The sequence below is a fragment of the Cellulomonas aerilata genome (genome assembly GCF_007991755.1).
Lineage (GTDB): Bacteria > Actinomycetota > Actinomycetes > Actinomycetales > Cellulomonadaceae > Pengzhenrongella > Pengzhenrongella aerilata.
This window is the reverse complement of sequence record NZ_BJYY01000021.1, coordinates 81,865-101,598: the sequence shown is the minus strand read 5'-3', so window position 1 is coordinate 101,598 and position 19,734 is coordinate 81,865. Positions and strand designations below refer to the sequence as shown.

The following is a 19,734-nucleotide window of genomic DNA, read 5'->3' as shown; positions in this document are numbered from 1 at the left end:
CGCTCAGTCCAGGTCGGTCTCCGGCGGCAGCAGCGAGTCCAGCACGGTGAACATCTGGACCCCGGTGCCGAGCCCGCACGCGACGAGCTGGGCCAGCTGGCTGCCGGTCGCGCCGTGCTCGAGGTCGACGGACACCTCGCTGTAGAGGGCCAGCTCGCCCTCCTCCTCGCGGACGTAGACCTTCGGCCAGATGCGCTCGCGGTTCCAGTCGTTGGCGGCGAGCAGCACGGCGGTGCGGCGGGTGACCGGCAGGGTGCGGTGCCACCGCCCGCGGATCTGCAGGATCTCGCCGTGGTCGCCGAGCAGCAGGAACCAGAACCGGCTGCCGTCCCACGTGCCGGTGAGGTCGCCGTCGTCGTCGAGGAGGAAGCGGTACCCGCGGGAGAGCAGGTACGTCGCCACGCGGTCACGGGTCACCGGGGTGGCACGCTCGCGCGCCGGGGACGGCGTGGGCGCGTGCGTGCGGGCCGTGCCGAACATCCGCGAGAGCCAGCGGGACCGGGCACCGGGGCTCATGGCGCCTGGCCCGCGGGGTCGGGGTAGAGCTCGTCGATCGCGTCGAACAGCATGCTGCCGGTGCTCAGGCCGCAGTGCAGCAGCTGACCGAGCTGGGCGTCGGTCGCGCCGTGCTCGAGGTCGGTGGCCACCTCGGAGATCACGTGCACCATCCCGTTGTCCCGCACCCGCACGTACGCCTTGGGCCAGATCCGGTCGGCGTTCCACTCGTTGCAGGCGTCCAGGATCTCCTCGAGCCGCTCGATGGAGACCTCCCGGTTCCACTGCCCGCGCACCTGGAGGATCTCCGAGCGCTCGCCGAACAGGAAGAAGTAGAAGAGCCGGCCGCGCCACAGGCCGCCGAGGTCGCCGTCGTTGTCGATGAAGTAGCTGAACCCGTTGTCCTCGAACCACTCGACGATCCGGGCGACGGTCAGCGGCCACGGGACGTCGCCGGCGTCGTCGGCCGACTGGATCGGCGCGCCCGGCCGCGCCGGCGTGGCGACGTCGGACAGCCGGCGCGCCCCGAGCTCGCGGGTGAGCAGCTCCTCGACGCGCGCCTGGAGCTCGGCGTCGGACAGGTGCTCGGCGTCACGCTGCGGGTCACGTCCCGGCCACCAGCTCGGGCGGCCACCCCGGAAGAACCCCATCGCCGCACAGTACCCCGGTGACCGCGGGGACCCGGCGCCCGACGCCACCGGCGACCCGCAGCGGCTACCGTTCCTGCCCGTGCTCGACAACGCGACCCTGGTCCCCGACACCGCCCTGCTCGTGCCGGGCGCGGCCGGGGCCGCCGAGGTCCTCCCGGAGGTCCGCGCCGCGGCGGTCGCAGCCGTCGAGGCACTGCTCGCCGCGTCCCCGGCGCGCGTCGTGGTGGTCGCGCCGGGCCGGGCCGACCGGATGATGCCCGGCCCGTTCGCGCCGACCCTGGCCGCCGCGGGCATCGACGACGCGCGCCTGGGCTGGCCGCTGACCGCCGGGGACGTGCACCCCGACGTGACCCCCACCCGCGTCGACGGGCCGGCCAGTGCCGTCGCGCTCGCGCTGCTGGCCCGCTGCGGGTGGTCCGGACCAACGACGCTCGCCGAGGTCGCGCCGCCCGGGACCGAGCCGCTGACCGTGGCCCCGGGCCGTGCCGCCGAGCTGGCCGCGCTCGGGTACGGCCTGGCGTCGGGCCCCGAGCGGGTCGCGTTCCTGGTCGCCGGGTCGTTCAGCGCCCGGCGCGGGTCCGACGCGCCGCTGGAGCACGATCGCCGCGCGGCGGCCGTGGACGGGGGCATGCTCGCCGACCTGGCCGACGCCGGACCCGACGCACGCGTCCGGCTCGCGGGGATGGCCCCGGACCTGGCGGCCGAGCTCGCCGTCACGGCGTGGGCGCCCTGGCAGCTCGTCCTGGGCGCGGTGCCCCGCCGCGCCACCGTGCGGGCGGCGGTCCCGCACGTGTCGGCGCCATTCGGGGCGACCTACGCGGTCGCGTCCTGGAGCACCCGGTGAGCGCCCCCCGCCCCCCGCTCGTCGTCGCGGTGGTGGGTCCCACCGCGACCGGCAAGTCCGACCTCGGTCTCGCTCTCGCGGAGGCGCTCGACGGCGAGGTCGTCAACGCCGACGCGATGCAGCTGTACCGCGGGATGGACATCGGGACGGCCAAGCTCACGCCCGCGGAGCGGCGCGGAGTTCCGCACCACCAGCTCGACGTCCTGGACGTCACCGAGGACGCCTCGGTCGCGCGCTACCAGCACGAGGCCCGCGAGGACCTCGCCGCCATCGCCGGCCGCGGACGACGGTCGGTCGTCGTGGGCGGGTCCGGGCTCTACGTGCGCGCACTGCTGGACCGGCTCGAGTTCCCCGGAACCGACGCGCAGGTCCGCGCCCGGCTGGGGGAGCGGGCCGAGCAGCACGGCACCCGGCACCTGCACGACGAGCTCGCACGCCTGGACCCGGCCGCCGCCATCGCGATCGGCCCGGCGAACACCCGGCGCATCGTGCGGGCGCTGGAGGTCATCGAGATCACCGGCCGCCCGTACACCGCGAACCTGCCCGAGCAGGTCTACGAGGTCCCGGCCGTGCAGATCGGCCTGGACTGCGACCGGGCGGTGCTGGACGCGCGGATCGAGGCCCGGGTCGACCGGATGTGGGACGAGGGCCTGGTCGAGGAGACCCTGGGTCTCACCGTGCACGGCATGAGCCGGACGGCGGCCCGCGCGGTGGGCTACGCCGAGGTCCTCGCCCTGGTCCGGGGCGAGCTGGACGAGCAGGCCGCCCGGGACGCCGTCGTGGCCGGCACCCGGCGCCTGGCCCGCAAGCAGATGACCTGGTTCGGCCGCGACCCGCGCATCCACTGGCTCGACGCCCGCGACGGTGACCTGGTCGCGCACGCCCTGGCGGTCGTGGCCGCGGCCGACGCCGGCGCGGGGACCGTCGGGGACGGCGGCGCGCCCCGCCGTACCCTGGGCTCATGACCGCGCCCGACGTCGTCCGTACCGCGGCCGGTGCCGCGCACCCCCGGCTCCTGGAGTTCACCAAGGGGCACGGCACCCAGAACGACTTCGTCCTGCTCGACGACCGCGACGCCGCGCTGGACCTGACACCCGCCCTGGTGCGCGGGCTGGCGGACCGCCGCGCCGGGATCGGCGGGGACGGCGTGATCCGGGTCGTCCCGACGGCCGCGGTCCCCGAGGCTGCCGCCCTGCTCGAGCGCGAGCCGGCGGCGACCTGGTTCATGGACTACCGCAACGCGGACGGCTCGGTCGCGGAGATGTGCGGCAACGGGGTGCGGGTGTTCGTCGCCTACCTGGAGCGGCTCGGGCTCGCGCGGGCGCCGCGGCCCGGCGAGGGACCCCCCACCGCTGCGCTCGCGGTCGGCACCCGCGCGGGCGTGCGGTACGTGCGCGCCGAGCCGGGCGGCTGGTACGCCGTCGACATGGGTCCGTGGCACCTGCCCGGCGGCGACGCGGCGGCCGTCGCGGGGTACGACGCCGAGGTCGACGTCGCCGGGCTCCCGGTGACCCGTCCCGCGCTGAGCGTGGACGTGGGCAACCCCCACACGGTGCTCGCGCTCGCGGACGAGGGGGAGCTGTCCGCCGCCGACCTGGCCCGCGCACCGCAGGTGCAGCCCCTGCCACCGGCGGGCACGAACGTCGAGCTCGTGGTGCCGCTCGGCGAGCAGGCCGGGGCCGACGGCGTCCTGGTCGGCCGGGTCCGCATGCGCGTGCACGAGCGCGGGGTGGGGGAGACCCGGTCGTGCGGCACGGGCGCGTGCGCGGCGGCCCTCGCGGTGCGCACCTGGGCGGGTGCGGGTGCGCCGGACGTCTGGCTGGTGGACGTCCCCGGCGGCACCGTGCGGGTCCGTGTGCTGGCCTCCGGCCACGTCGAGCTGGCCGGTCCGGCTGCCCTGGTCGCGACGGGGCGGGTGGACCTCGCCGCGCTGGCCGTCGCCTGAGCCGAGGCGGCCGGAGCACCGCGCCGCCGGCCGTCGCCCGAGCACGGGCGGCCGGAGCGCCGCTGCGCGCCACGTGGCGCCCCACGAGCGGAACACCGGCGGCAGCGACCGTGTTGGACCCGGTGTGACCATCGACCGTCCCCGGCTGACCGCCGACGACCTGGGCGCACCGCTCGGCCGGCGGGCGACCCTCGTGCAGTTCTCGAGCACGTTCTGCGCCCCGTGCCGGGCGACCCGCCGGGTGCTGGAGCACCTGCTGGCCACCGAGGACGGCGTCGTGCACGTCGAGCTGGACGTGGCCGACCGCACCGACCTCGGGCAGGCGCTGGAGATCGACGTCACGCCCACCGTGCTCGTGCTCGACGCGGAGGGCGTCGTGGTGCGGCGCGCCTCCGGCGTGCCGAGCCTGGCCCAGGCCCGAGCGGCCGTGGCCCTCGCGGACCGCGTGGTCCGCGTGGGCTGAGCCCGTCCGGCCGGGACGGGCGCCGGGTCAGCCCCGGGCGACGCGCAGCACGCGGAAGCCCTTGGCGCTGGCCACGCGGTCGACGTCGAAGGACGCCGGCACGCCGTCGGGCGGGGTGGACGAGGCGAGGGCGTCGGCGAGCCACCGCTGCAGCGAGTCCGCGCCGAGGTTGCGCTGCACCACCAGGTGCGCGTCGGCCCCGGGCGCCAGCCGCGGCAGCCAGCGCAGGAGCATCTCGTGCAGGGCCGCCTTGCCGACCCGGATCGGTGGGTTGGACCACAGGGCGGCGAGGGCGACGTCGTCCGGCACGTCGTCGGGCGTCACCGCCCTCACCCGGGTCAGCCCCAGCCGAGCCGCGTTGCGGCGGACCAGGTCCAGGGCGCGCTCGTTGACGTCCACCGCCCACACCGTGGCGTCGGGGGAGAGCAGGGCGAGGGTCAGCGTGACCGGCCCCCAGCCGCACCCGAGGTCGAGCAGGTCCCCGGACGGGGGCGGGTCGGGGACGGTCCGCAGGAGCACCTCGGTGCCCAGGTCGAGCCGGCCGGGGGAGAACACCCCGCCGGCGGTCTCGACCTGCAGGTCCCGGCCCGCCAGGTGCACCGCCAGCGTGCGCCGCTCGTCGGCGGACGCCGGGCGCGCGCTGAAGTAGTGGTCACCTGGACCGTCCGCCGGACCGACGTCCGGACCCAGACCGTCGCCGCCGGCCGGGCCGGCACCGGGCAGCGCGTCGCCGTCCACCGGGCCGGCCGTGACGGGCTGGTCGGGGCGGGCTCGGTGGACCGGGGCGTCAGGCACGCGCCGAGCGTATCGGCGGGCCCCGACACCCCGCGCCGGGCGGCGGATCACGCTGGCAGCGAATAACGTTCGCGGGCCCTGGGGGCCCGTGTCAGTCTGGAACGAAGCAGAGAAGAGAGGCACCACGTGACCCACCCCCACACCGGGCACACCGACGCGACCGGGCAGCCGGACGACGCCGGCCGGAGTGACACCACGACCACCGGGCGCAGCGCGCAGGACGTCGCAGGCGACGTCGTCGCCCGCGTCCTGGCCCGCGCGGGAGCCGCGGCCGTCGGCACCGGACGCACCGAGCACACCGCCTACGACGGCGACCAGATGGAGCTCGAGGAGCGCACGTCGCTGCGCCGTGTGGGCGGGCTGTCCACCGAGCTCGAGGACGTCACCGAGGTCGAGTACCGCCAGCTGCGCCTGGAGCGCGTCGTGCTGGTCGGCATTTCTGGCGAGGGGACGCCCGAGGAGGCGGAGATCTCGCTGCGCGAGCTCGCCGCGCTGGCCGAGACCGCAGGCTCGCAGGTGCTCGACGGGCTGCTGCAGCGCCGGCAGAAGCCGGACCCCGGCACCTACCTGGGCTCGGGGAAGGCCGCCGAGCTGGCCCAGCTCGTGCGTGCCGCGGGCGCGGACACCGTCGTCGTCGACGGCGAGCTCGCCCCGTCCCAGCGCCGCGCGCTGGAGGACGTCGTCAAGGTCAAGGTCATCGACCGGACGGCCCTGATCCTGGACATCTTCGCCCAGCACGCCAAGTCCCGGGAGGGCAAGGCCCAGGTCGAGCTCGCACAGCTCGAATACCTGCTCCCGCGCCTGCGCGGGTGGGGCGAGTCGATGTCCCGGCAGGCCGGTGGTCAGGTCGGCAGCGCCAGCGCCGGGATGGGCTCGCGCGGTCCCGGTGAGACGAAGATCGAGCTGGACCGGCGCCGCATCCGCAACCGGGTGGCGCGCCTGCGCCGGGAGATCGCCGCGATGGAGCCCGCCCGGGCCACCATGCGCGCGTCCCGGCGGCGCAACGCGGTCCCGTCGGTCGCGATCGCCGGGTACACCAACGCCGGCAAGTCGTCCCTGCTGAACCGGCTCACGGGCGCCGGTGTCCTGGTCGAGAACGCCCTGTTCGCGACGCTGGACCCGACGGTCCGCCGCGCGCAGACTCCGGACGGGCGCCAGTACACGCTCACCGACACGGTCGGGTTCGTCCGGCACCTGCCGCACCAGCTCGTCGAGGCGTTCCGCTCGACGCTGGAGGAGGTCGCCGAGGCGGACCTCGTGCTGCACGTCGTCGACGCGTCGCACCCGGACCCCGAGGGGCAGATCTCGGCGGTGCGGCACGTGTTCGCCGACATCCCCGGCGCCATGGACGTGCCGGAGGTCATCGTGCTCAACAAGGCCGACGTCGCCGACCCGGCCGTCGTGGCCCGGCTGCGCTCGCGCGAGCTGCACTCGGTGGTCGTCTCGGCGCACACCGGCGAGGGGATCGCGGAGCTGCTGGCGCTCATCGCCGACCAGCTGCCGCGCCCTGGCGTGCAGGTCGAGCTCGTCATCCCCTACGAGCGCGGGGACCTGGTCAGCCGCGTGCACGAGGAGGGCGAGATCGAGACCGCCCAGCACACCGAGCAGGGCACCGCGATCCGCGCGAAGGTGGACGCCTCGCTCGCCGCCGAGCTCACCGCGGCGGCCGTCCGGTCCTGACCGCCCCTCCGCTCGCGCACGGCCGACGGCGGGCCGGCCCGGATCCCGGGCCGGCCCGCCGCGTCCCTGGCTCCTCACGACCGGGCGTCGAGGCGCCCGGTGTCCCCGGGGTGGGTGGCGGCGCCCGGGGGACGGTCCCCCGCCGACTACGCTGGGGCGGTGTCCGTGACGTCCCCGAAGCCGGCCCCCGCCGGCCAGGCGGCCGGTGACGCACCCCCCGCGGAGCGGCAGCAGGTCGCCGCCGAGGTGGACACCCTGCTGGACCTCGCCGTCGGGCGCCTGGGCGGTGCGCGGCGCGACGGGCAGCACGCGATGGCCCGCGCCGTGGCGGAGGCGATCGGCACCGGCGAGCACCTGCTCGTCCAGGCCGGCACGGGGACCGGTAAGTCCCTGGGGTACCTCGTGCCGGCCGTCCGGCACGCCGTCCGCGAGGACGAGCGCGTGGTGGTCTCGACCGCCACCCTGGCGCTGCAGCGCCAGGTCGTCACCCGGGACCTGCCGCTAGTCGCCGACGCCGTCGCCCCTCGGCTGCCGCGTGCCCCGCGGATCGCGCTGCTCAAGGGCTGGCACAACTACGTGTGCCTGCAGAAGGTCTCCGGCGGCTACCCCACCGAGGACCCGTCGGCGCTGTTCGCCCTGCCGGTCGACGCGCACGGCGAGCACGCGGGGGCGGCCGACCACCCCGCCGCCGACGACGGCGCCGGGTCCGGCAGGGGTGACCGGGTGGGGGACCTGGGCGCGCAGGTCCTGCGGCTGCGGGAGTGGGCGGAGGAGACCGGCACCGGCGACCGGGACGACCTCGTCCCGGGCGTCAGCGACCGCGCGTGGCGCCAGGTGTCCGTCACCTCGCTGGAGTGCCTGGGGCCGCGCTGCCACATGATCGAGGAGTGCTTCCCGAACCGGGCGCGGAACCTGGCGAAGGAGGCCGACGTCGTGGTGACGAACCACGCGATGCTGGGCATCGCCGCCTCCGGGGCACCCGGTGTGCTGCCCGAGCACGACGTCCTCGTCGTCGACGAGGCGCACGAGCTGACCGACCGGGTCACCGCCCAGGCCACCGTCGACCTGTCCGTCGCGAGCGTCGAGCACGCGGCCCGGCTCGCCCGGCGCCACGGCGGCGTCCCCACCACGGACCTCGACGCGGCGAGCGTCGCGCTCGGCGCCGTGCTGGCCGAGCTGCCCGAGGGACGGTTCCGCGACGGGCTGCCGGACGCCGCCGTGCTCGCGGTCGGGGCCGTGCGGGACGCCGCGCGCGGCCTGCTCACCGTGCTCAAGCCGGACGGCGCGCCCGCCCAGGCGGCCGCCGAGGGCGGCATGAAGATGGCCGCCTCGGCCATGCTGGCGCTGTTCGAGATCGCCGACCGGATGAGCGGTGACGCGGCCCGCTCCGGCCGTGACGTGCTGTGGTGCTCCCGCGGCGACGACGGCTCCGGTGGCTTCCGGGGCAGCGGGATGTCCCGGCTGCACGCCGCCCCGCTGGCGGTGAACGGGCTCATCCGCACGCACCTGCTGGCCGGGCGGTCGGCGGTGATGACCTCGGCGACCCTCTCGCTCGGCGGGACGTTCGTCCCGGTCGCACGGTCCCTGGGCCTGGAGCGTCCCGCGCGCCGCGACGCCGCCGACGCCGAGCCCCTCGCCGGGGCGGCGGCCGCGGGCGCCGGGGTGGTGCCGGCCGCCGCGCTCGCCGAGCAGCCCACGGCACCGTCGGGTCTGCCGGACGCCGGCCCCCGGGCGGCGGGCACCGCGGACGCGGGGACCGCCGACGGCGGCACGCCCGACGGTGAGAGCCCGGGCGAGACGGCGGGTGCGGCGTCGACGTCGGCCACGCGGGCCGACGAGGAGCGCGCGTGGCGCGGCCTGGACGTCGGCAGCCCGTTCGACTACCGCCGGCAGGGCATCCTCTACATCGCGTCCCGGCTGCCCGCGCCCGGCCGGGAGCCGACGACCGACGCGCAGCTCGACGAGATCGCGGCCCTGGTGACGGCGGCCGGCGGACGCACCCTGGGGCTGTTCTCCTCCCGGCGCGCGGCGACCGCCGCCGCCGAGGCGATGCGCGAGCGGCTCGACGTGCCGGTCCTCGTCCAGGGCGACGACCAGCTGCCCACGCTCGTGCGGCAGTTCGCCGAGGACCCGGCGACCTGCCTGTTCGGCACGCTGTCGCTGTGGCAGGGCGTCGACGTCCCGGGCGCGGCGTGCCAGCTGGTGCTGATCGACCGGATCCCGTTCCCGCGGCCCGACGACCCGGTGCGCTCCGCGCGCTCGGAGGCGGTGCAGGCGTCCGGCGGCAACGGCTTCATGCAGGTGGCGGCCACGCACGCCGCCCTGCTGCTCGCGCAGGGCGCCGGCCGTCTCATCCGCAGCACCCAGGACCGCGGTGTGGTGGCGGTGCTGGACCCGCGCCTCGCGACCGCCCGGTACGGGGACTTCCTGGCCCGCTCCCTGCCGGACTTCTGGCGCACGACCGACCGGGCCGCCGTCCTCTCCGCCCTCGAGCGGCTCGCGGCACTAGCCTGATCGGACGCGCCGGCCGGGCGGCCCCCGCCCTGGCCCTGGCGCGGCGCACCGCACCGCCCGGCACCGACCCGACCCGGAGGATTCGTGAGCGAGAGCCTGGCGCGTGACGCCGCCGTCGACGACGCCCCCGCCGGCACGGCCCGGCGCCGCACCACCAAGGTCGCGGTCGTGGGAGCCGGCGCGGTGGGGTCGACCATGGCGTACGCGGCGCTCATGCGCGGCGCCGCGCGGACCGTCGCGCTGTACGACATCAACAAGGCCAAGGTCGAGGCCGAGGCCCTCGACCTCGGGCACGGGATCCAGTTCATGCCGATGGCCGAGGTCGTCGGGTCGGACGACATCGCGGTGTGCGCCGACGCCGACGTCGTGATGGTCACCGCCGGGGCGAAGCAGAAGCCGGGGCAGACCCGCATCGACCTCGCCGAGAACACGATCGCGCTGGTGCGGTCCATGCTGCCCTCGCTGGTCGAGGTCGCCCCCGACGCCGTGTTCGTCATGGTCACGAACCCCGTCGACATCGTCACCTATGCGGCGCTGAAGGTCTCCGGCCTGCCGCCCGCCCGGCTGTTCGGGTCCGGCACCGTGCTGGACTCCTCCCGGCTGCGCTACCTGGTGGCCCACCACACCGGCGTGGCGGTCCAGAACGTGCACGCCTACATCGCGGGCGAGCACGGGGACACCGAGTTCCCGCTGTGGACGTCCGCCAGCATCGGCGGGGTGCCGCTGCTGGAGTGGCGCGGGTCGCGCAGCGCCGGCCCGCTGACCCCCGAGGTGCGCGAGTCGATGACGCGCGAGGTCATCGACTCCGCGTACCGGATCATCGAGGGCAAGGGCGCGACCAATTACGCGGTGGCCCTGGCCGGGTCCCGGATCATCGAGGCCGTCCTCAACGACGAGCGGCGCGTGCTGCCGGTGTCCAGCCTGCTCGAGGACTACCACGGCATCGGGGACGTGTGCCTGTCCGTCCCCACGGTCGTGGGCCGGGGCGGGGCGCAGCGGCTGCTGGAGGTCCCGCTGTCCGACGGCGAGCTCGCGAGCCTGCGGCACTCCGCCGACGCGCTGCGGACGGTCGCGCGGCGGTTCGGGCTCTAGCCGGCGGACGGCTCCGCGTCGGCGTCGGGGAGGTCCTGCGGCGGCTGCACCCGGGAGGTCGACGGCGTCCTACGCTCGGCCTCGCCGGTGGACGGCGTCGTCCGCTCCGCCTGCGCCTCACTCCGGTGGGAGGTCTCGGGGACGACGTCGTCCGCCGCGGGTCCACGCGCCGCCCGCGGCAGCGGCTCGGTCTGCAGGCGCCGCAGACGCTCGGTGGCGCGGGGACCGGGGTCGGGAAGGCGTCCGGGCACTGTCGACCTCCTGCTGGTCTCGTCGGCGGACCTGTCGTGCGCCGGGTCGGTCCCAGCCTCGCGGGGCCCGTCGCCGGGCGCGAGCCGGGTGCGGGCCGCAGCCGACGGGCGCCGCGCCGTCGTGGCGCCCGTCGGCACGGACGTCAGAGGCTGCGCAGCACGCTGACGACGCGACCGAGCACCTGCGCCTGGTCGCCGGGGATGGGTGCGTAGGCCGCGTTGTGCGGCAGCAGCCACACGTGGCCGTCCGACCGCTTGAAGGTCTTGACGGTCGCCTCGCCGTCGATCATCGCCGCCACGATCTCGCCGTTCTCGGCGACGGGCTGGCGCCGGACGACGACCCAGTCCCCGTCGCAGATGGCCGCGTCGATCATCGAGTCGCCGGCGACCTTGAGCAGGAAGAGGTCGCCGTCGCCGACGAGCTGGCGCGGCAGCGGGAACACGTCCTCGACGACCTGGTCGGCCAGGATCGGCCCACCGGCGGCGATCCGCCCGACCACGGGGACGTAGGACGGCGTGGGCGCGGCATCGTTCGCGGCCAGGTGCTCCTCGCCGAACGTCTCCTCGGCCGTGGGCGCGGACCACGCGGTGATCGTGCGCGAGTCGTCCGGCTGGACCACCTCGATGGCGCGCGGCCGGTTCGGGTCGCGGCGCAGGTAGCCCTTGCGCTCGAGCGCCATGAGCTGGTGCTTGACGCTGGAGGGACTGGTGAGGCCGACGGCCTCCCCGATCTCGCGCATGCTCGGCGGGTACCCGCGGTGCTCCACCGACGACCGGATGGTCTCCAGCACGAGCCGCTGCCGGGCCGTGAGGCCGTCGTCGCCCGCGACGCCGTCCGGAAGCACGTGGACCGACGCCAGGCCCGCCGCCTGCCCGCCCTGTTCTGCGTCTGAAGCCACCGAAGTCCTCCCTGTCGCGCGGTCCGCCACCCGTCCGTGTGGGTGGCTCATGATGCGCTGTGCGTGTCCTCGCAGCCTAGGAGTGCAGGGCGTCGCTTTCAAACACCTGTTCGACCGTGTCGCGTCATCTGTCTCGACGCCGCGTGTCGGACGTGGTAGATATCGTACAGACGTTCGTCGAACACGTGTTCGACGTCGACGGAGGAGGAGCGGATCATGAGCGCAGCGTTGATGGCACCGCGGGTCCCGACGGCACCGCGGGTGACGAGCTCACCGCGCCGGACGACGGCCCCGGCGACGGCACCGCGCGTGACGACGGCCGCGCCGGCGACGGCGCAGGGGCTGGCGCAGGCGCGGACGGCAGCGCACGCGCCGACGGCGCAGGTTCCGACGACGCAGCCGGCCGGCGGCGCGCTGGCCCTCACGGCGCGCGGCCGCTGGGTGGTGCGGTCCCTCGCTGTGGTGGTCGCGGGGCTGGCGCTGCTGACCGGCGGCCGCGCCGTCGCCGAGGGGCCCGGTGCGCCGGTCGCGGTCGACAGCTACACGGTCGGCGCGGGGGAGACCCTGTGGACGATCGCGGCGGCGTACACCGCGCCCGGCGAGGACGTCCGGGATGTCGTGGACGACCTCACCGAGCTGAACGGCATGAGCGGCAGCCGCCTGACCGCCGGCGACCAGATCCTGGTGCCCGTCCGGCACTGACCCCGGCGTCCTTGCAGGGTGCGGACCCACCGCCTAGGTTGCACACCGGATGGAGTAGGTGTGGGTGCCCGCGCGCCGCAGGGAGCCAGGTGGCACCGGGTGCGCGGACGCTCCCTATGGTCGGAGGCCGCCCTCGTGCACTGCCCGTTCTGCCGTCACGCCGACTCGCGGGTCGTCGACTCGCGGACGTCCGACGACGGCTCGTCGATCCGCCGCCGCCGGCAGTGCCCGCAGTGCGGGCGCCGGTTCACGACTGTGGAGACGGCGAGCCTGTCGGTGGTGAAGCGCTCCGGCGCCACGGAGCCGTTCAGCCGGGAGAAGATCGTCAACGGCGTCCGCAAGGCGTGCCAGGGCCGTCCGGTCTCCGAGGACGACCTCGCGCTGCTGGCCCAGCGGGTCGAGGAGCTGGTCCGCAGCACCGGCAGCGCCGAGCTCGACGCGTACGAGATCGGCCTGACGATCCTGGGTCCGCTGCGTGAGCTCGACGAGGTCGCGTACCTGCGGTTCGCGAGCGTGTACCAGGCGTTCGACTCGCTGGACGACTTCGAGGCGGCGATCACGTCACTGCGCGCGGAGCACGAGGCCTCGCGATCCGACACCGAGCCCCACGCCGGGCCCGATCCCGACCCGTCCGCCGGCCCGCCAGCCTCGACGGTCGCGCCGGCGCGCTGAGCGCAGGCGGGCTGAGCGCCGACCGGGCCTCGCGGCCCACGGCCGGCGGTTCACGCCAGGTCGATGGCCCCGGTGACCTCGGACCGCTCGGCGAGCGCGTCGACGTACGCGTCGGCGGGGTGCATGGTCTGGCTGCTGCCCGCCCGGACCGACCGCACGGAGCCGTCCTGCGCCCACGTGTAGCGGAACGTCTCTCCCGGGGAGCCGTAGCCGGTACCGCCGCCGATCCTCAGGGTCGAGTCGTCCTCGGGGGTCAGGTGCACCGGGGTGGCCGTGAGGTCGGTCGCGGTCGGGTCGAACGCGTAGAGCCGCCCACCCAGCCGCACGACGTCCATCAGGCCCCACAGGTTGGCGAAGCGGCCGGTGAACCGGTCCAGGCGCTCGGTGTCCCGCGCCGCCGTCCGCGGGTCGAGGGGCACCGTCGCGGCCAGGTCCACGAGCCGGACCACCGTGGTCGCGAGCGTGGTGGCGGGACCGTCGATGGCGTTCGTCAGCACCGACACCGCGAACCGGTCGGCCGGGTCCCACAGCGTCCGGGTGATGTACCCGGGGAAGCCGCCGCTGTGCCCGACGGTGCGCCGGCCGTCGACGGTGGCGACGATGAGGCCGAGCCCGTAGTCCTCGTCGGGCCGCACCCCGGCCCACTCCGGGCGCTGCATGCGTCGCTTCGCCGCGTCCGAGAGCAGGCGGGTGTCCCCGAGGTAGTGCCCGGCGGCGAACCGGACCATGTCCTCGGCGGTGGAGCACACCCCGGTCGCCGGAGCGAGGGCGCCGGTGGGGACCGGGGCGATCGGCCGGCGCGGCTCGCCCGGGCGGGACGTGGCGCGGCCGGTGTGCCCCGTGGCGAGCGTCCCGGTGACCGAGTCGTCCCAGTCCGCCCCGGTGCGGTCCAGCCCGAGGGGGACGGTCACGGACGCCGCCAGCAGCTCGGCGTACGACTTGCCGCCGGCCGCCTCGACGACGAGACCGAGCAGGCCGTAGCCGAGGTTGGAGTACTTGAACCGCTCGGCGACGGGGAGCACGTCGGCCCCGACGGCGGTGATCCGCCGCAGCGCGTCGTCGTCCGGGAACGGGCCGACCAGCTGCCAGAAGTCGCCGTCGTCGGAGTCGCGGCTCACGCCCGCGCCGTGTCCCAGGAGGTCGCGCACGGTCGCGCCGCCCAGCGGCGAGGCGGACAGGTGCTCGAGCCACGCGTCCAGCCGGTCGTCCAGGCGCAGTGCGCCGGACTCGGCGAGCTGCATGACCAGGGTCGCCGTGAACGTCTTGGAGTGGGACGCGACCCGGAACAGGTGCTCGGGCGTGAGCCGCTCGCCCGTCGTGACGTCGGCGACCCCGTAGGCGCGGCTCAGCACGACGTCGTCCCCGAGGCCCACGGCGACCTGGATCCCGGGCAGGTCGTGCACGCGGTGCTGGACGGCGAGCCACTGCTCGGCGTACGCGGCGGCGTCGCGGACGGCCGCGCCGACGGCGTCCCAGGCGCCGTTGCCGGCGGCCGACGGAGGCGTGCCGGTGCGCGCGGGGACGGCCTCGTCGGTGCGGGTCTCGCGGACGTCGTCGTGGGTCACCGGCCGACCGTACCGGTCACAGGTCGCTGGATCGCGCCGCCCAGAGGTTCACGCCCGCCTCCACGGCGTGCTCGTCGATGCGGTCGAGGTCCGGCGCGGTGAGGGCCGGGCCGTCCAGGGCGGCCAGGTTCTCGTCGAGCTGCCCGACGCTGCTCGCCCCGAGCAGGACCGAGGTGACCCGTGGGTCGCGCAGCGCCCAGGCGATGGCCAGCTGGGCGAGGGTCTGCCCACGGTCCGCCGCGATCGCGGCCAGCGCGCGCACGTGGGCGAGGTTCTCCTCCGTGAGGAACTCCCGACGCAGGGAGCCGCCCCGCGCCGCGCGCGACCCCGCCGGGATGCCGTCCAGGTACCGGCCGGTCAGCATGCCTTGCGCGAGCGGCGAGAAGACCACGGCGCCCAGGCCGGCCCCGCCCACCACGTCGAGCAGGGACCGGTCGCCGGCCATCGGGTCCGGGCGCTCGATCCAGCGGTTGAGCATGGAGTACGCCGGCTGGTGGACGGTCAGGGTCAGGCCCAGGTCCGCGGCGACGGCCAACGCCTGCTGCGTGCGGTGCGCGGAGTAGGACGAGATGCCCACGTACCGCGCGCGCCCGGAGTCCACGGCCGTCCGCAGCGCGCCGAGCGTCTCCTCCAGCGGCGTCGTGGGGTCGAACCGGTGGCTGTAGAAGAGGTCGACGTGGTCGGTGCCCAGGCGCGCGAGGGACTGGTCGAGGGAGGCGAGCAGGTACTTGCGCGAGCCGCCGGACCCATAGGGGCCGGGCCACATGTCGTAGCCCGCCTTCGTGGAGAGCAGGAGCTCGTCGCGGTACGGACGCAGGTCGCGGGCCAGGATCCGGCCGAGGGCCTCCTCGGCGGCGCCGGGCGGCGGCCCGTAGTTGTTGGCGAGGTCGAGGTGGGTGATCCCCCGGTCGAACGCGTGCAGGACGACGTCGCGGCGCCGCTCGTGCGGGTCGGCGTCACCGAAGTTCTGCCAGAGCCCGAGCGAGATCGCGGGCAGGTCCAGACCGGAGCGGCCGGCTCGGCGGAAGGGGAGCGCGCCGTAGCGCTGCGGGTCGGCGACGTGCACACGCAGGACCGTACGCCGCCGCGGGACCCGATCGCCGGTGACCCGCGGCTCGCCCGGTTTGTCGCGCGGCCCCGGGCGGGGCACGCTGGACGGCGGCGCCGGACCCGGCGCCGCAGGACGCGACCGTCAGGAGGTCTCCGTGGCAGAGGATGACAAGGGCACGCCGACTCCCACCGGCGCGAGCGACGACGCCAAGGCCCGGTTCCGGGAGGCGCTCGAGCGCAAGAAGTCGGCCAACCACCGCACGTCCCAGGGATCCGGCAACACCGGCTCCGTGCACGGCTCGGAGACGGCCGGCCGGGGGCAGCGGACGTTCCGCCGGCGCTCCGGCTCCTCCTAGGGGCGCGGGTCGGCCGGCGGCCGGCCCGAGGGCGACAACCGGCCCCGCGCCCTGACGGGTGCGGGGCCGCTCTGCGCCGCGTGCGTCAGGACAGGACGCGCAGCCGCACGGTCTGCGGCATGCCGGCCAGCGCCTCGAGCGCGTCCGGGGCGACGTCGGAGTTGACGTCGGTGACCACGTAGCCGATCTCGCCGCGCGTCCCGAGCAGCTGGCCCTCGATGTTCACGCCGTGCTCCGCGAGGGTCGCGTTGACCGCGGCCAGCACGCCGGGGGTGTTGCGGTGCAGGTGCGCGATGCGCTGGATGCCCGTCCCCTGGTCCAGCGCGAGGTTGGGCAGGTTGACGCTCAGCGTCGTGGTGCCGGTGCCGAGGTAGTCGCGCATCTTGTTGGACACGAACTGCCCGATCGCCTCCTGCGCCTCCTCGGTGGACCCCCCGGTGTGCGGGGTGAGGATGACGTTGGGCAGGCCGCGCAGCTCGGACTCGAACGCGTCGCCGCGCCGCTTGGGCTCCACCGGGAACACGTCGACCGCGGCGCCGGCGACGTGGCCGGACAGGATCGCGTCGCGCAGCGCGGCGTAGTCCACGACGAAGCCGCGGGACAGGTTGAGGAACACGGCGCCGGGCTTCATCCGGGCGAACTGGTCCGCGCCGAACAGGCCGGCGTTCCCGCTGCGCCCGTCGACGTGCAGCGTCACGACGTCGGCGGCGTCGAGCAGCTCGTCCAGGCTCTCCAAGCGGCGGGCGTTGCCCAGAGCGAGCTTCTCCGCGGTGTCGTAGAAGACGACCGACATGCCGAGGTTCTCGGCGAGCACGGACAGCTGCGTGCCGATGTTGCCGTAGCCGATGATCCCCAGCGTCCGGCCGCGGACCTCGTGGGCGCCCTCGGCGGACTTCTCCCAGACGCCGTCGTGCATGGCGCGGTCCAGCACGGTGAGCCGGCGGGTCAGCGCGATGATGTCGGCGAGCGCGATCTCGACGACCGAGCGGGTGTTGGAGAACGGCGCGTTGAACGCGGCGACGCCGTGCGCGGCGGCCGCGGTCAGGTCGATCTGGTTCGTCCCGATGCAGTACGCGCCGATCGCGAGCAGGTCGGGGGCGGCCGCCACGACCTTATCGGTCACGTGCGTCTTGGAGCGGATGCCGAGCAGGTGCACGCCGTCCAGCGCGTCGATCAGCTCGGACTCGTCCAGCGCCCCGGTCCGGGTCGTCACCTCGATGCCCTGGGCCGCCAGGATCGAGGCGGCCAGCGGATGGAGGTTCTCGAGGAGGAGGGCGCGCAGCACGCCCCCATGGTGCGCCTGTCCGAGAGGCGGACCAATTCGGTCCCGCCCCTCGGACGCAGCCGGGTCCCCGCGCGGGCGCCTACGCGACCGCGGCGCCGGCGTCGCGCGGCCAGCCGGCCGGCAGCGGGTCGCGGTGCACCACGCGCAGCCCCCGGGTCGGCCGCGTCATGGCGACGTAGAGGTCACCGGCGCTCGCGGCCAGCACGGCGGCGGGCTCGACCAGCACGACGACGTCGAACTCCAGCCCCTTGCTCTGCCGCGGCGTCAGCACGATGAGCGGCGCGTCCATCGCACCCGCGCCCGCGCCCAGCGCCGCGCCGAGCCCGGCCGCCTCGATCGCCGAGCGCACCGGTGCGACCAGGCCCGCGGGAGCGACGACCGCGACCCGGCCGCCGTCGGCGACGTCGTCCATCTCCTCCACCGCCGCGCGCGCGTGCCGGACGGCGGCCCGCACCACGGCGTCGGGGCCGCCGTCGGTCACCTGCTCCACGACCAGCGCGTCGGGGACGTCCCGGGCCGACCGCAGGTCGCTGACCGGCAGCTGTGCGGCGCCGGCGACGGACTGCGCGGCGGCGGCGACCGTGGCCGGGGTGCGGTAGTTCACGGTCAGCTCGGACAGGCGCCACGAGCTGCGCAGCACCGGGTCGAGCATGCCGCGCCAGGACCGGGCGCCGGCACGGGCGGTGGTCTGCGCGACGTCCCCGACGATGGTCATGGACCGGGTGGGCACCCGGCGCAGCAGCATCCGCCAGGCCATCGCGGACAGCTCCTGCGCCTCGTCGACGACGACGTGCCCGTAGGTCCAGGTCCGGTCCGCGGCGGCGCGCTCGGCGGTGGTGAGCCGGGGCCCGGTGGCGGCGAACCGGTCGGCGAGCAGCTCGGCGGACACCAGGCCCTGGTTGCCGGACGACGCCAGCACCCGCCGCGCGTACTCCACCTCGGCGGTGCGTCGCTCGGCGTCGGCGCGCGCCTGCGCCCGGGCCGCCTGGTCGTCCTCGCCGAGCAGCTCGGCGGCCTCGTCGAGCAGCGGGACGTCCGCGGCGGTCCACAGCGCGCCGGGTTCGCGGCGCAGCAGGGCGCGGTCCCGACGGGACAGCTCCGGCGCGGCGGCGACCAGGCGTGGGGGCTTGGCGTACAGGTCCTCGACGAGCTTCTGCGGGGTCAGCGGCATCCAGGCCAGGTTGAGCGCGACCCGGATGTCGCGCGTGGTGCGCAGCTCCTCGAGGATCTCGCCGCGCTCGTCGGACGGGACGTCGTCGCCCAGCTGCGCGACGTACTGGTCCGCGAGGCGGGAGAGCATCTCGCGCACGAACGTCACGCGCGCCAGGTTGTGCGGCCGGTGGTTGCGCCGGGCGCGGGCCATGGCCTCCTGGACGTCGCGGGGGGTGATCACCACGGTGCGCCCCTCGACGCGGACGCTCTGCTCGTGGGCGGGGACCCGCTGGCGCTGCCGGACGGCGCGCGCGACGACGCCGGCCATCACCGCCCGGCCCTTGACCTCGGCGACGGCCTCGTCCTCGTCGGCGGTGGCCTCGATGCCGGGGTACAGGTCCCCGATCGTCGCCGTGACCACGCCGGTCTCCCCGAGGGACGGCAGCACCTGGTCGATGTAGCGCAGGAACACGGCGCTCGGCCCCACGAGCAGCACGCCGGAGCGCTCGAGCACCCGGCGGTGCGCGTAGAGCAGGTAGGCGGCACGGTGCAGGGCGACCGCCGTCTTGCCGGTCCCCGGACCGCCCTGCACGACCAGCGCCCCGGCGAGGTCGGAGCGGATGATCGCGTCCTGCTCGGCCTGGATGGTCGCGACGATGTCGCCCATGCGGCCGGTGCGTCCCGCGGCCAGCGCCGCGAGCAGCGCACCCTCGCCGGTCAGCCCGGACATCGCCGACCCGTCCCCGTCGTCGCCCGCGCCCAGCGACGCGAGGTCCAGGACCTCGTCCTCGATCCCGGTGACGGACCGTCCCCGCGTCACCAGGTGACGCCGGCGCACGACGTCGTCGCGGTGCGCCGCCGTCGCCCGGTAGAACGCCTGGGCGGCCGGTGCGCGCCAGTCGGTCAGCATGGTCGTGTGGTGCTCGTCGGTCAGGCCGATCCGGCCGATGTACCGCTGGCTGCCGTCGTCCAGGTCGAGGCGCCCGAACGCCAGCCGGTCCTCGACCGCCTCGAGCTGGGCGACCCGGTCCTCGTACAGCGTGGCGAAGGCGTCGCGCTCGCTGCGGTTCTGCGGCGAGCCGGACGGACCCTCGCGCCGGACCTCACGCAGCCGCTCGCGCTGGTGCGCGCGCAGCTCGTCCAGCCGCGCGTACAGCGCGTCGACGCGCTTCTGCTCGCCCGCGAGCTCGGTCTCGCGCCCTGCCATGTCTCGCCCCTGTCGGTGCCGCACCGGCCCTGGCGGACCGGCCGCCTCGAAAAGGCGGCCGTCCATTATCCGCCCGCTCCCGATGTGGTCCACCCGGTGTCCATGGCGGCGGGTCCG

19 protein-coding genes are annotated in these 19,734 nt (G+C 75.9%); 10 read left to right on the top strand and 9 right to left on the bottom strand.

Annotated elements, in window-relative coordinates:
- Positions 1–3 precede the first annotated feature (3 nt).
- Together CAE01nite_RS16585 and CAE01nite_RS16580 are read right to left on the bottom strand one after the other, a co-directional pair.
- The gene (locus tag CAE01nite_RS16585; RefSeq protein WP_371862915.1) at positions 4–516 is read right to left on the bottom strand and encodes a type III secretion system chaperone family protein; all 513 of its coding nucleotides are present in this window, start codon (positions 514–516) and stop codon (positions 4–6) included.
- On the bottom strand, positions 513–1,145 hold the full coding sequence (locus tag CAE01nite_RS16580; RefSeq protein WP_146906626.1) for a type III secretion system chaperone family protein: 633 nt from the start codon (positions 1,143–1,145) through the stop codon (positions 513–515). Before CAE01nite_RS16580 ends, CAE01nite_RS16585 begins: the two co-directional genes overlap by 4 nt.
- 79 nt (positions 1,146–1,224) lie before the next feature.
- On the opposite strand from CAE01nite_RS16580, the gene CAE01nite_RS16575 reads away from it, so the two are divergent.
- The 4 genes from CAE01nite_RS16575 (at position 1,225) to CAE01nite_RS16560 (ending at position 4,397) form a co-directional block, all read left to right on the top strand.
- Positions 1,225–1,989 carry a class III extradiol ring-cleavage dioxygenase family protein gene (locus CAE01nite_RS16575; RefSeq protein WP_146906625.1) on the top strand — a complete coding sequence of 255 codons (765 nt, stop codon included), beginning with the start codon at positions 1,225–1,227 and terminating at the stop codon, positions 1,987–1,989.
- A complete protein-coding gene (miaA, locus tag CAE01nite_RS16570; protein WP_222595964.1) occupies positions 1,986–2,954 on the top strand; it encodes a tRNA (adenosine(37)-N6)-dimethylallyltransferase MiaA in 969 nt (322 codons plus the stop codon). The genes CAE01nite_RS16575 and miaA overlap by 4 nt, the downstream gene beginning before the upstream one ends.
- On the top strand, positions 2,951–3,934 hold the full coding sequence (gene dapF, locus CAE01nite_RS16565; RefSeq protein WP_146906624.1) for a diaminopimelate epimerase: 984 nt from the start codon (positions 2,951–2,953) through the stop codon (positions 3,932–3,934). Before miaA ends, dapF begins: the two co-directional genes overlap by 4 nt.
- Before the next feature lie 124 nt (positions 3,935–4,058).
- Positions 4,059–4,397: a thioredoxin family protein gene (locus CAE01nite_RS16560; protein ID WP_146906623.1), complete on the top strand. Its 339-nt coding sequence runs from the start codon at positions 4,059–4,061 to the stop codon at positions 4,395–4,397.
- A 27-nt stretch (positions 4,398–4,424) separates the two neighbouring features.
- Here the strand turns inward: CAE01nite_RS16560 and CAE01nite_RS16555 are convergent, their stop codons facing one another.
- Positions 4,425–5,087 carry a class I SAM-dependent methyltransferase gene (locus CAE01nite_RS16555; protein ID WP_146906718.1) on the bottom strand — a complete coding sequence of 221 codons (663 nt, stop codon included), beginning with the start codon at positions 5,085–5,087 and terminating at the stop codon, positions 4,425–4,427.
- Between the two features lie 231 nt (positions 5,088–5,318).
- Between CAE01nite_RS16555 and hflX the strand changes: the two genes are divergently transcribed.
- The 3 genes from hflX to CAE01nite_RS16540 all read left to right on the top strand — a co-directional run bounded on the left by hflX (position 5,319) and on the right by CAE01nite_RS16540 (position 10,478).
- Entirely contained in the window at positions 5,319–6,872 is a 1,554-nt protein-coding gene (hflX, locus tag CAE01nite_RS16550) for a GTPase HflX (protein ID WP_146906622.1), read from the top strand.
- Positions 6,873–7,037: 165 nt separating this feature from the next.
- Entirely contained in the window at positions 7,038–9,386 is a 2,349-nt protein-coding gene (locus CAE01nite_RS16545) for an ATP-dependent DNA helicase (protein WP_371862917.1), read from the top strand.
- A gap of 84 nt (positions 9,387–9,470) precedes the next feature.
- Positions 9,471–10,478 (top strand): L-lactate dehydrogenase, encoded by a 1,008-nt coding sequence (locus CAE01nite_RS16540; RefSeq protein WP_146906621.1) that lies wholly within the window; start codon positions 9,471–9,473, stop codon positions 10,476–10,478.
- On the opposite strand, the gene CAE01nite_RS16535 is transcribed toward CAE01nite_RS16540, so the two are convergent.
- Positions 10,475–10,729 (bottom strand): hypothetical protein, encoded by a 255-nt coding sequence (locus CAE01nite_RS16535; protein ID WP_146906620.1) that lies wholly within the window; start codon positions 10,727–10,729, stop codon positions 10,475–10,477. The genes CAE01nite_RS16540 and CAE01nite_RS16535 overlap by 4 nt on opposite strands.
- Before the next feature lie 143 nt (positions 10,730–10,872).
- Complete coding sequence (lexA, locus tag CAE01nite_RS16530; RefSeq protein WP_371862914.1) at positions 10,873–11,628, bottom strand: transcriptional repressor LexA; 756 nt, start codon at positions 11,626–11,628, stop codon at positions 10,873–10,875.
- A gap of 216 nt (positions 11,629–11,844) precedes the next feature.
- Here lexA and CAE01nite_RS16525 point away from each other — a divergent pair, with 216 nt between their 5' ends.
- Positions 11,845–12,330 carry a LysM peptidoglycan-binding domain-containing protein gene (locus tag CAE01nite_RS16525; RefSeq protein ID WP_146906618.1) on the top strand — a complete coding sequence of 162 codons (486 nt, stop codon included), beginning with the start codon at positions 11,845–11,847 and terminating at the stop codon, positions 12,328–12,330.
- 135 nt (positions 12,331–12,465) lie between these two features.
- Positions 12,466–13,002, top strand: a complete 537-nt coding sequence (gene nrdR / locus CAE01nite_RS16520; RefSeq protein ID WP_146906716.1) for a transcriptional regulator NrdR — start codon at positions 12,466–12,468, stop codon at positions 13,000–13,002.
- Positions 13,003–13,052: 50 nt separating this feature from the next.
- Here the strand turns inward: nrdR and CAE01nite_RS16515 are convergent, their stop codons facing one another.
- Together CAE01nite_RS16515 and CAE01nite_RS16510 are read right to left on the bottom strand one after the other, a co-directional pair.
- Positions 13,053–14,567 (bottom strand): serine hydrolase domain-containing protein, encoded by a 1,515-nt coding sequence (locus CAE01nite_RS16515; RefSeq protein WP_146906617.1) that lies wholly within the window; start codon positions 14,565–14,567, stop codon positions 13,053–13,055.
- Positions 14,568–14,583: 16 nt separating this feature from the next.
- Positions 14,584–15,639, bottom strand: coding sequence for an aldo/keto reductase (locus CAE01nite_RS16510; RefSeq protein WP_146906715.1), 1,056 nt, complete (start codon positions 15,637–15,639; stop codon positions 14,584–14,586).
- A gap of 133 nt (positions 15,640–15,772) precedes the next feature.
- Here CAE01nite_RS16510 and CAE01nite_RS16505 point away from each other — a divergent pair, with 133 nt between their 5' ends.
- Positions 15,773–15,973, top strand: a complete 201-nt coding sequence (locus tag CAE01nite_RS16505; RefSeq protein ID WP_146906616.1) for a DUF5302 domain-containing protein — start codon at positions 15,773–15,775, stop codon at positions 15,971–15,973.
- Positions 15,974–16,058: 85 nt separating this feature from the next.
- Here CAE01nite_RS16505 and serA read toward each other — a convergent pair whose 3' ends face one another.
- Entirely contained in the window at positions 16,059–17,258 is a 1,200-nt protein-coding gene (gene serA, locus CAE01nite_RS16500; RefSeq protein WP_146906615.1) for a phosphoglycerate dehydrogenase, read from the bottom strand.
- A 79-nt stretch (positions 17,259–17,337) separates the two neighbouring features.
- On the bottom strand, positions 17,338–19,617 hold the full coding sequence (locus CAE01nite_RS16495) for a HelD family protein (RefSeq protein ID WP_146906614.1): 2,280 nt from the start codon (positions 19,615–19,617) through the stop codon (positions 17,338–17,340).
- Positions 19,618–19,734: the final 117 nt, after the last annotated feature.